General features: G+C 46.2%; 13 protein-coding genes. 12 read left to right on the top strand and 1 reads right to left on the bottom strand.

Annotation, left to right across the window (positions count from 1 at the left end; translation table 11 throughout):
• Positions 1–128: 128 nt before the first annotated feature.
• Both MUB35_RS11630 and MUB35_RS11635 read left to right on the top strand, forming a co-directional pair.
• Positions 129–647, top strand: coding sequence for a nitroreductase family protein (locus MUB35_RS11630; RefSeq protein WP_054353801.1), 519 nt, complete (start codon positions 129–131; stop codon positions 645–647).
• Between the two features lie 21 nt (positions 648–668).
• Positions 669–1346, top strand: a complete 678-nt coding sequence (locus MUB35_RS11635; RefSeq protein WP_244806236.1) for an L-2-amino-thiazoline-4-carboxylic acid hydrolase — start codon at positions 669–671, stop codon at positions 1344–1346.
• A gap of 135 nt (positions 1347–1481) precedes the next feature.
• Here MUB35_RS11635 and MUB35_RS11640 read toward each other — a convergent pair whose 3' ends face one another.
• Complete coding sequence (locus MUB35_RS11640; protein WP_244806237.1) at positions 1482–2441, bottom strand: NYN domain-containing protein; 960 nt, start codon at positions 2439–2441, stop codon at positions 1482–1484.
• 539 nt (positions 2442–2980) lie between these two features.
• Here MUB35_RS11640 and MUB35_RS11645 point away from each other — a divergent pair.
• From MUB35_RS11645 to MUB35_RS11690, 10 genes are all read left to right on the top strand, one after another.
• Positions 2981–3958, top strand: a complete 978-nt coding sequence (locus tag MUB35_RS11645) for an Rpn family recombination-promoting nuclease/putative transposase (RefSeq protein WP_244806238.1) — start codon at positions 2981–2983, stop codon at positions 3956–3958.
• A gap of 367 nt (positions 3959–4325) precedes the next feature.
• Positions 4326–4862 carry a GNAT family N-acetyltransferase gene (locus MUB35_RS11650; protein WP_033140570.1) on the top strand — a complete coding sequence of 179 codons (537 nt, stop codon included), beginning with the start codon at positions 4326–4328 and terminating at the stop codon, positions 4860–4862.
• A 66-nt stretch (positions 4863–4928) separates the two neighbouring features.
• Positions 4929–5438: a GNAT family N-acetyltransferase gene (locus MUB35_RS11655; protein WP_103733132.1), complete on the top strand. Its 510-nt coding sequence runs from the start codon at positions 4929–4931 to the stop codon at positions 5436–5438.
• A gap of 111 nt (positions 5439–5549) precedes the next feature.
• A complete protein-coding gene (locus tag MUB35_RS11660; RefSeq protein WP_244806239.1) occupies positions 5550–6239 on the top strand; it encodes a diphthine--ammonia ligase in 690 nt (229 codons plus the stop codon).
• Positions 6240–6339: 100 nt separating this feature from the next.
• Positions 6340–6771 carry a hypothetical protein gene (locus MUB35_RS11665; protein ID WP_244806240.1) on the top strand — a complete coding sequence of 144 codons (432 nt, stop codon included), beginning with the start codon at positions 6340–6342 and terminating at the stop codon, positions 6769–6771.
• A gap of 173 nt (positions 6772–6944) precedes the next feature.
• Entirely contained in the window at positions 6945–7964 is a 1020-nt protein-coding gene (locus MUB35_RS11670; protein WP_033140566.1) for an aromatic acid exporter family protein, read from the top strand.
• Positions 7965–8048: 84 nt separating this feature from the next.
• Complete coding sequence (locus MUB35_RS11675) at positions 8049–8675, top strand: flavodoxin (protein WP_052099306.1); 627 nt, start codon at positions 8049–8051, stop codon at positions 8673–8675.
• 14 nt (positions 8676–8689) lie between these two features.
• The gene (locus MUB35_RS11680; RefSeq protein ID WP_033140565.1) at positions 8690–9637 is read left to right on the top strand and encodes an AAA family ATPase; all 948 of its coding nucleotides are present in this window, start codon (positions 8690–8692) and stop codon (positions 9635–9637) included.
• A gap of 3 nt (positions 9638–9640) precedes the next feature.
• Entirely contained in the window at positions 9641–10738 is a 1098-nt protein-coding gene (locus MUB35_RS11685) for a DUF58 domain-containing protein (RefSeq protein ID WP_244806241.1), read from the top strand.
• Positions 10698–13115 carry a transglutaminase-like domain-containing protein gene (locus MUB35_RS11690; RefSeq protein WP_244806242.1) on the top strand — a complete coding sequence of 806 codons (2418 nt, stop codon included), beginning with the start codon at positions 10698–10700 and terminating at the stop codon, positions 13113–13115. Before MUB35_RS11685 ends, MUB35_RS11690 begins: the two co-directional genes overlap by 41 nt.
• Positions 13116–13167: the final 52 nt, after the last annotated feature.

A 13167-nucleotide genomic window follows, 5' to 3' on the forward strand; every position in this document is an offset into this window, starting at 1 on the left:
TCATGCGTGGGGGGATGGTTACTTTTTGGGTACTATATACCAAAAAAGTGCGTTCTTGCTAAAAATAAAATCAGTGGTAAGATTATAGCATAGACAATAAAAAATCGAAAGAGAAAGGAAGAAATTATATGGAATTTTCAGAACTGGCAAAAAAGAGATACTCTGTACGCTCCTATAATGGAAAGAAGGTGGAGCAGGAAAAATTAGAAAAGATATTAGAGGCTGCCCATGCGGCACCCACAGCAGCCAATCTGCAGCCTGTCCGGCTGCTGGTGATACAGGAGGAAGAAGGTCTTGAAAAATTGTCAAAGGCTGCAAATGTTTACCATGCACCGCTTGTCATTGTGGTCTGTGCAGACCACGACAAAGCATGGGTTCGTCCTTTTGATCAGAAACAGACCTGTGATATTGACGCTTCCATCCTGACAGACCACATGATGCTGCAGGCAGCGGATTTAGGGCTTGGAAGTGTCTGGATCTGTTATTTTAAGCCGGATGTCCTGCGAAAAGAATTTGGTATCCCTGAGAATCTGGAACCTGTTAATATACTTGCAGTGGGTTATAGTGACGAGACGCCCCAGCCCTCTGACAGGCATGGAAAAACACGTATACCGATTAAAAATCTGGCCTCATTGGAACATTTTTAAGAACAGGGGAGGATTTATCATATGACGGAAGGCTGTGTTTTTAATGAGAAAGTACATGCGTTTTTGATCGGTTCGTTTTATAGGGAGATGAAAGCGGCCAAAGGCCCGGCAGGGGTGGAATGTTTTATAAAAGCTGTCCAGAAAACAGCGGAACAGCGGGGACACCGTATGGCTCTCAGGGCTATGCGGGATAAAATGCCTCTGGATTATAATACATACATGGCATATGGGGAGATATATGCCACCATTCCGGGCAAAACGGAGATGGCCGGGGAGTATCCTGACGCGGAGACACGGGTTTACAGCTGTGCATGGCATGATACCTTTTGGGAGATGGATCTTGCGGAATGCGGCCTTGTATACTGTAAAGAGATAGACAGGGGGATTGTCAGAGGCTTTAATCCTGAGCTGTTGTTTGAACAGAAAAGTGTGCTCCACAATGCACCGTGCTGCCGCCTTGTGTTTAAAAATGCCGCTCTTGACAACAGCGTGCCGGTCTCCGGAGATGCGAAGAAGGACTGGGACTACCACTGTGGTCATTATTACAAAACATTTGGGGAATATGTGCGTACAGTTTTTACAGATGGGGAAGAGATCATAAAAAATGTGGATGAAAAATTTGCGGAGAGATATGGAGAGAACTATCTGGATGTTCTGCATGGATATCTGGAAACAGATTTTAACCTCATCGAGCGGTAACGCTTAAAACATCTGTCCGAACTACAGAACAAGAACAGCAGTGATTTTATATGAACATAGGGCTGCAAAAAAATACGGGTATGTGGAGCACTACACTCCATATACCCGTATAAATATTTATAAAAAGAATGGCACTCAAGCATCATAGACCGCCCAGTTCTGTTCTCCATCCTCCCGGATATGGATTTCCGGAAAACTCTGTATATACTGTTTGAACTGGGAGAAACCGTAATCCCGCACTTTGAAATCTCCGAATCGGTTGCGGATCTTATTGCTGAGGGTACCCAGAGGGACACCCTGGCGGCCCGCATTTTTAACAAGCTGGACCGCGTATTCCTCCAGCATCTCTTTTTTGCTCTTGTCTTCATAGAGGGTGACTGATACCTGAGTTCCTTCCTGCTGCAGCTTTAATTTGGGAAAGGATTCCAGGAATTTGGAAAGAAGGCTGTATCCGTAGCGTCTCACATCAAAATCGGGATATAATTTCACCAGGCGGCTGCCTACCTCACCAAGACCTGTTATCTTGTCGTTGTTCTGATTCTCTGTTATGATCTTGACAACAGCTTCCTCAATCTGTGTTTTGGAGACTACATCCGCATTGATCTGTTTTGCACCTTTTTCCATTGCGTGGATTGTGGGTTTTTCCTCTTTTTCTATGGCGTTATCCTCAAGGAGAAGTTCCAGTACCGTAAAAATATCACAGGCTTTTCTAAAAGAGGATGGTGTCTTATCCTCACCCATACCGATGACATTTTTACCGCTTTCCCTCAGGCGGCTTGCCAGTTTTGTAAAATCGCTGTCGCTGGAAACCAGGCAGAAGCCCTCCAATTCGCTGGTGTACAGCATGTCCATGGCATCAATGATCATGGCGGAGTCTGTGGCATTTTTTCCGTGGGTATAGCTGAACTGCTGAATCGGTGTGATGGAATTTTCCAGCAGGACTTCCTTCCAGCTTGAATTATAAGTGCTTGTCCAGTCACCGTAGATTCTCTTGTATGTTACATTTCCGTATTTGGAGAGTTCATCCAGAATTGGCTTGATGTATTTGGCTGAGACGTTATCTGCGTCAATCAGCAGTGCGTATTTATCTTCCATATTTCCCTAACCTCTTATTCCGATGTTTTTTCACACATCATATCAAAAAGTATACCATACAAAATCGGATTTTGGTACAGGAAAAAAGCGCGTAAAATGACAGAATGCAACGATACATTATGGTTCATGCGCTGCTGTCCCACGTAATATTTTCAGACCGAAAGCAAGAAAATCTCCGGGCAGCCAGCATGATACGGAAAAATGCTCCCTGTCTGCGCATCGAGAAAGCGTATTGCTGGGCAGGGAGAAGCCCGGGTGTTTTTATTTGTGAAATTTTACGGGATTGACAGTGCGGAGGGAGGAAGGTATAATCGGTTTATCTGGAGAGCATTTCATTTAATCTGCGGCAGGTCTGCCGAAAAATCCAGAAAGTATAAAATTGTATATTGTCGGACGAAAGAGAAAAACGGCAGAAACTGCAGTATGATGCAAAGTAAAAGTTGATATAAACTGCGTTTTGGTTTATATTGTTGGTATAGGATGCAGGTATCCTGTGGTCTGGTGGTCTGCCTTTTACTTTTTGTCCGGGGAGGAGGTCTATGAAAGGAATTGTACTGACAGCCATGGATGACGAGATCTATGAGGTACTGTCAGATAACGAAATCTTTGCAGATTTATTTAATGGTGCCTTGTTTGGGGGGAATCAGATTATCAGGCCGGATATGCTGGAGCAGGAAAACGAAAAGAAAGTTATGCGTGTAGGAAAGGAAGGCGGAAGGCGGGTAATACTCAGAAGAATCCGGGATGTGCAGAAACTGTCCGGGCTTCGGGAGCGCTGTCTGGCAGTTGTATTGGCCGCAGAAGGGCAGAGGAATGTACATTATGCCATGCCGGTCCGCTGTATGCTCTATGATGCAATGGATTATACAAGGCAGGTAGAGCGTATGGTAAAAAAGAGAAGAGAGGAGGGAAAGCTGGAAAAGGGAGCAGAGTATCTATCCGGAATGAAGAGGGAAGACAGGCTGCTGCCGGTGATCACGATTGTATTTTATTATGGGGAGGAACAGAGCTGGGATGGGCCGCTGTGTCTTCATGATATGCTGGATATTCCGCCGGAGCTGGAACCGTGGGCAGCGTGTATCCAGGATTACCGGGTCAACCTGGTATGCAGCGGTACGGTGGAGAGCAGTCATTTCAGGACCGGACTTCGGGAGGTCTTTGAACTGCTTCCGCTTCTGAAGGATAAAGAAGGGATGAAAGAATTTCTGAAGACCAGAAGGGAGGAGTTCATGCATCTGGATGCCAAAAGGGGCTGGCTGGTATCAAAGTTTCTGAATGTTCCTGCTTTGAAAGATTTAAAAGAAAATGAGAAGGGAGAGGTGAATATGTGTACTGCAATTGAGGAAATGCTGGTGGAAAGAGAAGAACAGGGTATTGAACAGGGAGAAATGCGGGTGAATCAGTTAATTGAAGTATTATTGCGGCAGCCGGGTCAAAAGGAGATTTATGAAGAAATCAGGAGAGCTGTAACAGACCGGGAATATCAGAAGAAGCTTTTTGATGAATTCGGAATATAAAGGCTTCGTCATGGGCCGAATGGTCATCACGGTAAATGTGCAGACCTGTCTGAACTGTTGCAGACATATAATTGGGCATATAGCCGGGATATTTAGTGACTGACAAACTATAATGCTTTTTCTTCCGGATTATGGTATGATGATACAAATGAGAATTTGGCAAAAAAACAGGAGTTATAGTATGAGGATATCAGTATAGTATTCAACAATGATCGTGAGGACCTTTAGGAGTCTTTTGGGTTTTACAGAGATGTACTTGGCTTCAGCAAAGGCCATCTTGGCGGGATGCTGTAAACAGGCCCTTAATTTCCAGTCTGTCGAAAGGAATCAGGGTTTCTGTATTTAATAATGGGGGTGAGAGGCAGCTATGAATATAAAATATCGCAGATTAGATATATCGGAATGTTTAAAAATAAGAGAAATAGATGCTTCTCAATATATTGGCCAGGCATGGCGCGAAGTTGATGGTAAAAGACAGCTTGTAAAAATAGACTATTACGAACCGGACCTTCCCAATGGGTTTGATGCTCACTTAAGTAAATTAATAGAAACGGTCAATTCCGGAGGGGTGGTGCTGGGGGCATTCCATGATATGCGTCTTGTGGGATATTGTAGTGCAAACAGTCTTGTTTTCGGTGAAAAATATAAATATGTCCTGCTTGATCAACTTTATATATCAAAGAATTTTCGAAATAAGGGTATCGGGAAAAGGTTATTTTTTATGGCGGCTGATAAGTCTAAAGAAAATGGGGCAGAAAAGTTTTATATATGTGCCGGTTCATCAGAAGAAACAATAGCTTTTTATTATGCTATTGGGTGTAAAGAAGCTATGGAAATAAATGAAGAATTATTCCAAAGCGATACGCGGGATATGCAATTGGAATATGATTTTAGAAAGCTATAGGAAACTGGAGCCTGTTTGAATGATAGTAATATGATTTGAATGATCCATTAAGTGAGGTGAAGGAATATGTTGGGATTAAGACCATATAAAAAATGTGATGCAGAGTATATTGTTAAATGGATAAAAGATGAAGTGGCTTTTAGGAAGTGGTGTGCAGACAGATTAAAAACATATCCTATTACCGCAGAAGATTTGAATGATTATTATGAGCAATATGCATTTTCCGATTCCTTTTTTGAGATGACTGCTTTTGATGAGACAGGTATAACAGGACATTTGATTATGCGGTATACGGATGGCGATAAAAAAGAACTTCGCTTCGGATTTGTAATTGTAGATGACAGTAAAAGGGGAAAAGGATACGGAAAAGAAATGCTGAAAGCAGCCTTGCAGTACGCCTTTGATATTTTAAAAGCAGAAAAGGTAACACTTGGAGTATTTGAGAATAATGAACCGGCTTATTATTGTTACAAAGCGGCTGGATTTCAGGATGTATTTCTTTTAAAACCTGAGATTTATCATATTCTTGACGAGGATTGGAATTGTCTGGAGTTAGAGTTTATTCGCCGGACATAATTTGTAGACAGCAGATTTCAATCTGTCGAGTGAAATACTTGGATTAGATTATAAAGATTTTACAGGATAAAGGCTGTATATTCATCTGAATTTCAGCCTGCAGAGGTGCATATGATAAACGCATATTTTAATTGGAGTAGTGGAAAAGATTCAGCAATGGCTCTGTATTATGCAGAGAAATATGGAAAATATGATATTCGGTCATTGTTTACCATCATCAAAAAGGAAGAATCCAAAATAGCAATGCATGAGATAAGCATTGATTTACTGAGAAGGCAGGTGGATGCCATTGGGATCCCGTTGTCGGTATTGGAGTATGATTTGGCAGCTCCGGAGGAAGAATTTCGATTTGCTATGAACAGGCAGATGGAGCGATTCAAAGATCAAAATATTGCAGCAGCTCTGTTTGGCGACCTGTATTTGGAGGAATTGAGAAAGCGCAGAGAGGATAACTGCAGATTACAAGGTATTCGGGCAGAGTTTCCGCTATGGGGAATGGACACGAGAGAACTGCTTTATGAATTTATAAAGCAGGGATTTAAAAGCATTGTCACATGTGTTGACGGCTCGGTGTTAGATGAAACTTTTGTCGGGAGGATCATTGATGAAAGTTTTATACATGATCTGCCGCCCAATGCAGATATCTGTGGTGAAAACGGGGAGTATCATTCTTTTGTATTTGACGGACCAATATTCAGTAAACCTGTTGACTTTGAAATAGGCCGAAAGTATTACAGGGATTATCCGAAGGATGATGATATCTCTAAACAAAATAGGTACTGGTATCTTGAATTAAAGTGAACGGTCATCCAGTGCCCTGTAGGTATAACCGCCGGCAGACCCGCATAAAAAATCCGCAAATGCCCATACTAAAAGGAAAAAAGAAAGAAGGGCATGAAACGTGGAGACACATACCAAGAGGCTTTTAGAGGAATGCAACTCAGGATGCAAGATGGGAATCAACAGTATGAAGCAGATCAGCGATTATATCAAAGATGAGAAGCTGAAGGATCTGGTAAATGAATATATCCGCAAACATCAGGATTTGGAGAAAGAAACCTCCAGGCTGCTGGAACAATCAGGCGAGGAGGAAAAAGAGCCGGGTCCTGTGGCTACCGCATTTTCCTGGGTTACGACGGAGATGAAGCTTATGATAAAGGATGACAGCGGACAAATAGCAAAGATTTTAACGGATGGCAGCAACATGGGAATCCAGAGCATCAGCAAGGCTGTCAACCAATACAGCCATGCGTCCACAGACAGCGTGGCACTGGCAAAGCGACTTGTCAAATCAGAAGAGAATTTTATGAGAGATTTAAAACCTTTTCTTTAAAGGATTGGGGCTGCCGGACGGAGAAATCCGTGAGGGGCCCTTTTTTGTATCGTATTTCCATGCAGCAGGTATTCGCTTCATCGCAAAGCGATTTTTAACGGGCCAATACCCGTAGGGATTCAGTTGGCTGAAAGCTGTGATATTTATGAAAACAGGAGTTTGGAGGTTTTTGTATGCTGAAAATGAAAGCCGGAAAATATTTGGCAGTGGCTCTGAAAACAGCCATAGGAAGCTGTATTGCCATACTTGCGGCAGAGCAGTTTCACCTGGAATTTGCCAGTTCCGCAGGGATCATTGCCCTGCTGACTTTGATCAATACGAGATGGGACACACTCAGGCTGTCTGGGGTGCGGCTTGTCTCTTTCTTTGCCACCGTGCTTCTGGCCTGGATGATCTTCAGCCATATGAGCCGGGAATGGACCACATATGGTGTGTTTGTATTTTTACTGGTGGGGATCAGTCTTTTTGTGGGGTGGCAGAATACCATGTCTGTCAATGCAGTCATAGGGACACATTTCTGGACCACCCATGATTTCGGGGCAGCTACTATCTGGAATGAATTCTGTCTTGTCTTTATCGGCATTACGGTTGCTGTCCTGCTGAACCTGTTCCAGCGCAACCAGAGCAGAAGAAAGCAGATTATGCTGGATATGCGGTATGTGGAGGCCAGACTGCAGGATATCCTTAAGATGTTGGCAGACTACCTTATGCAGAGAGAAAATGAGGCGGATGTATGGGAGGAGATCGCCCATCTGGAAGAACATCTGTCCCATTCCATGGAACGGGCCTATGAGTACGACAGAAATACGTTTCTTCCGCACACGGAATATTACAACCACTACATTGAAATGCGGACCCGGCAGTGCAGTATGCTGCAGAGTCTTCACTTGGAAATACAGAAGATTCGTACCATGCCAAGCCAGGCGGAGACCATCGCAGAGTATATTACCTACATGAAGAATTATGTGGAGGAGAAAAATATACCGAAAAAGCAGATAGAGCGGCTCCGCCAGGTGGAGGATGCTTTTCACAGGGCACCTCTTCCCGTGACGAGAGAGGAGTTTGAGGGAAGGGCAGTCTTATATCATATTATGATGGATTTAGAGGAATTTCTCCTCTACAAAAAACGATTTATCGAATCCCTCAGTGAAAAGCAGAAACGGATTTACTGGGAAACGGAAAAAAAGGAATGAATTGGGGTCTTGCGCTGGAGTTAGGTCCACCATTTATGATAGAATAGGGATATGCATAAATATACGCAGAAAGGATGGACAAATATGAAAAAAATCATACCTGTGACCATATGTTTCCTGATCGCTTCCCTGTCCCTGTCCTCCTGCGGTAAGGAAAAAGCAGAAGATACAGCAAGGCAGCAGGCAGAAGGGGATACCGGAAAGGTTCTCGTTGCCTTTTTCTCATACGGCGGAAACACTAGAAAATTGGCAGAAAATGCTGCCCGGTACACGGGTGGTGATCTGTTCCGGATAGAAACGGAAAAATCCTATGCGGAAGACTATGATACATGTCTGGAAGAGACAGCCCGGGAGATGGAACAGAATGCCCGTCCGGCACTCACCACCCATGTGGAAAATATGGAAGAGTACGACGTGGTGCTGCTCGGTTTCCCAATCTGGTGGGGAAGTATGCCCATGGCCGTAAATACATTTCTGGAGGAATATGATTTTGAAGGAAAAATCATTGCGCCCTTCTGTACCCACGGAGGCAGCGGGCTTGGCAGCAGTGTAACGGATATAGAAAAATTATGTCCGGATGCGGAGACAGCAGATGGACTGGCAGTCTATGGCTCAAGAGCTGACCAGGCAGGGGAGCAGGTGGCAGAATGGCTGGAAAAGCTGGGCCTGTACGGGGAGAATCAGGACAGGGAAGAAGAAATACAGGAATAGGGGGATATCATCTTATGAAATCAAACAGAGAAGCTGTGTGGGAGGTGCTCGCACAGATCAATCAGGTAATATTGGGAAAAGAGACGTTGACGGCAGAGGTTCTGGCAGCGATGCTGGCGGGAGGCCACGTCCTTTTGGAGGACCTGCCGGGATCGGGGAAGACGACTTTAGCGCTGGCGCTGTCCAGGCTTCTGGGATTGGACTGGAAACGTGTACAGTTTACGCCGGATGTGCTGCCGTCGGATCTGACGGGGTTTTCCATATACAGAAAGGACCTGCAGAGATTTGTCTATCAGCCGGGCGCTGTGTTCTGTAATCTGCTCCTTGCAGATGAGATCAACCGCACATCGCCGAAGACGCAGTCTGCCCTTTTGGAAGTCATGGAGGAGGAGCAGGTGACCGTGGAGGGAGTGACCAGAAAGGTGCCCGCTCCATTTTTTGTTATAGCCACTCAGAATCCTGCCGGAACTGCCGGCACACAGATGCTGCCGCCGGCGCAGATGGACCGGTTTATGATATGCACCAGCATGGGGTATCCTGATTTTGCCAGTGAGGTGGAGATGGCAAAGGGAACGGGGATTGAGAGAAGGACAGACCATCTGAAATCCATGCTGAATGCCCAGGTGCTCCAGAATATCAGACAGGAAGTGGAGCAGGTATTTGTCCATGATTCTGTCTACCACTATATCGTGAAACTCATTACCGCGACCAGGCGGAATCCTCATTTTGAAGCCGGTGCCAGCCCGAGGGGGACGATTTCTCTTGTTCGCATGGCAAAAGTCACTGCCTGGATCGCGGGAAATGATTTTGTTTCCCCTGCGGATGTGTCCGCCCAGTTTATTCCTGTGACCGACCACAGAGTCAGGCTGAGCACCAGGGCGCGTATGGATGGTGTGGAAAAAGAAAGCGTGCTGGCTGAGATACTGGAACGTGAGGAGAGGCCGTTTTTTAAGGGGAGATGACAGATGAGGAAATTCCTGATAACATTGATACTTGTTTTGTTTTTTTATCTGGCAGGTCTTTACCGTTCTTCTTCGGTGATGATTTTCATCTCAGCTTTTCTTGTGTTTCTGACAATTCTGGGGATTTTATCCAAATATTTGGCCCGCAGGCTTGAGATCAGTGTGGAGCCGGAGAGAAATAAGGTGTCTAAGGGCAGCACTCTGACAGTGGCTCTGACTGCAGCTAACCGCTCCCGGGTGCCTGTCATGCGGTTTGAGGTCCGTCTTAAAATATGGAACCGGGGAACATCCAAAGCTGAAGTGAAAAAGATACAGGGATATGTTCCGGGAAGGGGGACTGCAAGGATAGAGGCGGAAATTTCTCCAAAGCACTGTGGAGTATTGGAAATCTGCACAGAAAAAGCGAAAGTATGGGAGCCGCTGTGCCTTTTCTTCGGACAGAGAAAGACACAGGCTTCCTGTAAAGCGGTGGTATTTCCGAAGGGGTATGAGATGCAGTTTTTCATGGATAGCCTGCCTTTTGGCATGGAGGCGGAAGCAGGGAAAAACAGGCCCGGAGTGCAGCCGCCTGAAATCTATCAGATACAGGCTTACCGCCCCGGAGACGGACTTCGGGATATTCACTGGAAGCTGACTGCCAGAAGCGGGGAGCTGCTCAGCAAGCAGTATTGCACAGAGGTTCAGGCGCCGGTCTTTGTATTCTGGGATACCAGGGTGGAGAAGCCCTTAAGTCCCGGGCAGATGGATGCGTTCTGGGAACTCTGCTATGCGGTGAGCGCAGGCCTTTTGAAGGAAAAAATCAGCCATCAGGTGGGATGCTGGGACAGAATGACCGGGCAGATACAGGTGTATCCCACAGCGTGCTGTGAAGATATTATGGACAATGTATGTGAAATGATCCGCAGGGATGCACTGACTGTGGAGAATGGATATACAGAGGAAGTATATTTAAGGGAAATGTATCGGAGGCAGGAGGAGGGAGAGATTGTTCTTTGTATGGACACATCCCTCAGACTGCAATTGTATCATAAACTGCTGATTCAGTTTTCAGAGGATGATTATGCGGAAGAAATCAAAAAAGAAAGATTTTTACTTAGCTGATAAAGGAAAAGCAGCGGGAAGAACCGGCGGACCGGTCAGCGGCCTGCTTTTTTTCGTCTGCTATTTTTGCGGTGTTTGCGGATATCTAAGGCTGTGTTCATTGATCTTCAGGCTGAATTACAGTTGGGAGCCGGTGGCTCTTGTCCTGGCTGCAGCCTGTGTGGGATGCTGGTTTCTGCAGGATATCGTGAAATGGAAGCCTGTCTTTGTAATGGGGGTGGGCATCGCAGCGGCCGGAGGCATGTTTCTGGCAAAGCAGGGCATGTATCTTACGAATATGAAAATGCTGTATGCGGCCGGAATGTGGAATATGAAGGCGATTCCTGTCATCAAAGTGACCGGACTTCTGTGTATCTGTATGATTCTGGGGACACTTTTTGTTTACCTGACAGCGAATCTGGCCAGGCAGGGATGGATTTTTTATTTTATTACCTTCCCGCTTGTGTTTGCCGCAATGATGGAGCAGGCGGATTTAGATATATGGACACTCTGCCTTCTGGCTGTTTTTCATCTGGGAAACCGGATGGCAGCCGTTGCGGGGAAAACGGGCCGGAAGTCAGGGCAGCCCAGACGAAGCATCTATAAAAATGCGGGAAGGGCAGTTCCGGTACTCGTTGTCCTTCTTCTTCTGGCTATGGGCATTGCAGGCAAAGGGCTGTCAAAACATATGGAAAACCTGTACCAGGTCCCCCTGAAGGCAGGTGACAGAGCCTGGCGGATGGCAGCAGGCCTGTGGCTCCCGGAATCCGTCAAAGGCCAGGTGAACAGGGGCGGTCTCTATCCAAGCGGCAGGGAACAGATGGAAGTGATCCTCCGGGAAAAACCGGAAGAGGATCTGTATCTTAAAAGCTTTGTGGGGGATATTTATGAAAACGGTGCCTGGAAGGCAGCGGACCAGAACGCGTTTTATGAGGGGCTGGACGGGCAGTGCGCGGCCAGGGAGGGAGCAGATGCCAGAACATATTTTGAAAACAGGCAGTTTTATATGATCCGCTACATTCTTTCCGGTCTTGGAGGGACAGACGGTGATGTGAATGTGCCCGGAGAAAAGAACGTGGAGCTGCGGTCTCTGGCGCCGGAGAACAGGACAGTGTCGGTACCTTATATTTACGGAAAAGAGTATGGAGACGATAAGGTACACAGGGGAACCATGTATACAGAACAGGATTTTAAAACCGTGCTTGCCATGGCAGACGCAGACACCAGACTTCGGTTTGAGGAGGAGGAGCGCGCCTACAAAACTTTCGTGGAACAGTCCTGTCTCGTGGTTCCCTGGGAGGAGGTACCGCAGTTTATGAATATCTGCAGGTCCAATGAGAATTCCGGGACAGAGGAGGTCACCGGATTTATCCGGGCCTGGCTGCAGTCAAAGGCAGCGTATTCTCTGAATCCGGGTGTGTCACCTATCGGAAGAGACCCGGCGGAATATTTTATATGTGAACAGGGAAAAGGATACTGTCAGCATTTTGCAACCGCGGCGGCGCTTATGTACAGAATTTATGGGATTCCATCCCGTTATGCCGTTGGATTCCGGGTGACACCGGATTTGTTTGAGGAGCAGGAGGACGGCAGATATAAGGCGGTTCTCACAGATGAGCAGGCGCATGCCTGGGCGGAGATCTATTTTGACGGTGAAGGGTGGCTTCCTGTGGAGACAACTCCTGCAGCCGGGACACAGTCTGCTGGGATGGATGGGGAAAACGGAGACTATATGCCGGATACAGAGGCAGCAGCCGGAGCTTCCGGGGCGGAAAATGGGACTGGCAGGGAGGACAAGTCAAATCAGGGAAACCAGGATGTTCCGGATCAGGCAGAATACGGGGAGGAACCGGGGAAGGAAGAATCTGCCGACGAGACAGAAAACCGTAAGAAAGATGGGGATGACGGACAGAAGGAGCAGCCGGGAGGCAGTACAAATGAGAACCGTAAACATAATGTGCCGGAGCGTATTCGCATCTTTTTTATCAGGATGGCACCTGTATTTGCCGTTGCGGCAGGGATTATTTTTGTATGGCTTATGATTTCTCTGCGGCGGTATATCATTCTGCGCAGACAGGAAAAATACGGAGCCGGTCAGATCATGGTAAGAATGCTGGAGGTTCTTGGAATGACAGGAGAGATAAAGGACTGTGATCCCATTGATCCCATGGGAGCGGATTTTCCGGAAAGACTGTCTGGTATGGTTCCCGCCATTACAAAAATGGAAGCCGGGCAGATACAGCGGGCTGCCCTGCAGGAAAGCTTTGGAAATGAGGCGCTTTCCGGAATGCAGGGAAGAGAGGCACGCCGTGTTTATAAGAAAGCGTGTTCCTACGTCTATGGAGGACTGCCGTGGTATAAAAAAATTTATTTCCGGTATGGAAAGGTTTATAGATAAAGGAATCCGCAGAACAAATTGATGATGTCGTGTAAATATGTCATATGTTAAA

Origin of the sequence: Blautia sp. NSJ-175, assembly GCF_022867815.1 — a bacterium.
GTDB classification, from domain to species: Bacteria; Bacillota; Clostridia; order Lachnospirales; family Lachnospiraceae; genus Blautia; species Blautia celeris.

What these genes read in the sequence shown, in the direction of transcription:
- MUB35_RS11640 (WP_244806237.1), bottom strand. Translation starts at nt 2,441, where the DNA reads ATGGAAGATAAATACGCACTGCTGATTGACGCAGATAACGTCTCAGCC.
- MUB35_RS11670 (WP_033140566.1), top strand. Translation starts at nt 6,945, where the DNA reads ATGCTGAAAATGAAAGCCGGAAAATATTTGGCAGTGGCTCTGAAAACA.
- MUB35_RS11685 (WP_244806241.1), top strand. Translation starts at nt 9,641, where the DNA reads ATGAGGAAATTCCTGATAACATTGATACTTGTTTTGTTTTTTTATCTG.
- MUB35_RS11660 (WP_244806239.1), top strand. Translation starts at nt 5,550, where the DNA reads ATGATAAACGCATATTTTAATTGGAGTAGTGGAAAAGATTCAGCAATG.
- MUB35_RS11680 (WP_033140565.1), top strand. Translation starts at nt 8,690, where the DNA reads ATGAAATCAAACAGAGAAGCTGTGTGGGAGGTGCTCGCACAGATCAAT.
- MUB35_RS11630 (WP_054353801.1), top strand. Translation starts at nt 129, where the DNA reads ATGGAATTTTCAGAACTGGCAAAAAAGAGATACTCTGTACGCTCCTAT.
- MUB35_RS11650 (WP_033140570.1), top strand. Translation starts at nt 4,326, where the DNA reads ATGAATATAAAATATCGCAGATTAGATATATCGGAATGTTTAAAAATA.
- MUB35_RS11645 (WP_244806238.1), top strand. Translation starts at nt 2,981, where the DNA reads ATGAAAGGAATTGTACTGACAGCCATGGATGACGAGATCTATGAGGTA.
- MUB35_RS11675 (WP_052099306.1), top strand. Translation starts at nt 8,049, where the DNA reads ATGAAAAAAATCATACCTGTGACCATATGTTTCCTGATCGCTTCCCTG.
- MUB35_RS11690 (WP_244806242.1), top strand. Translation starts at nt 10,698, where the DNA reads ATGCGGAAGAAATCAAAAAAGAAAGATTTTTACTTAGCTGATAAAGGA.
- MUB35_RS11655 (WP_103733132.1), top strand. Translation starts at nt 4,929, where the DNA reads ATGTTGGGATTAAGACCATATAAAAAATGTGATGCAGAGTATATTGTT.
- MUB35_RS11635 (WP_244806236.1), top strand. Translation starts at nt 669, where the DNA reads ATGACGGAAGGCTGTGTTTTTAATGAGAAAGTACATGCGTTTTTGATC.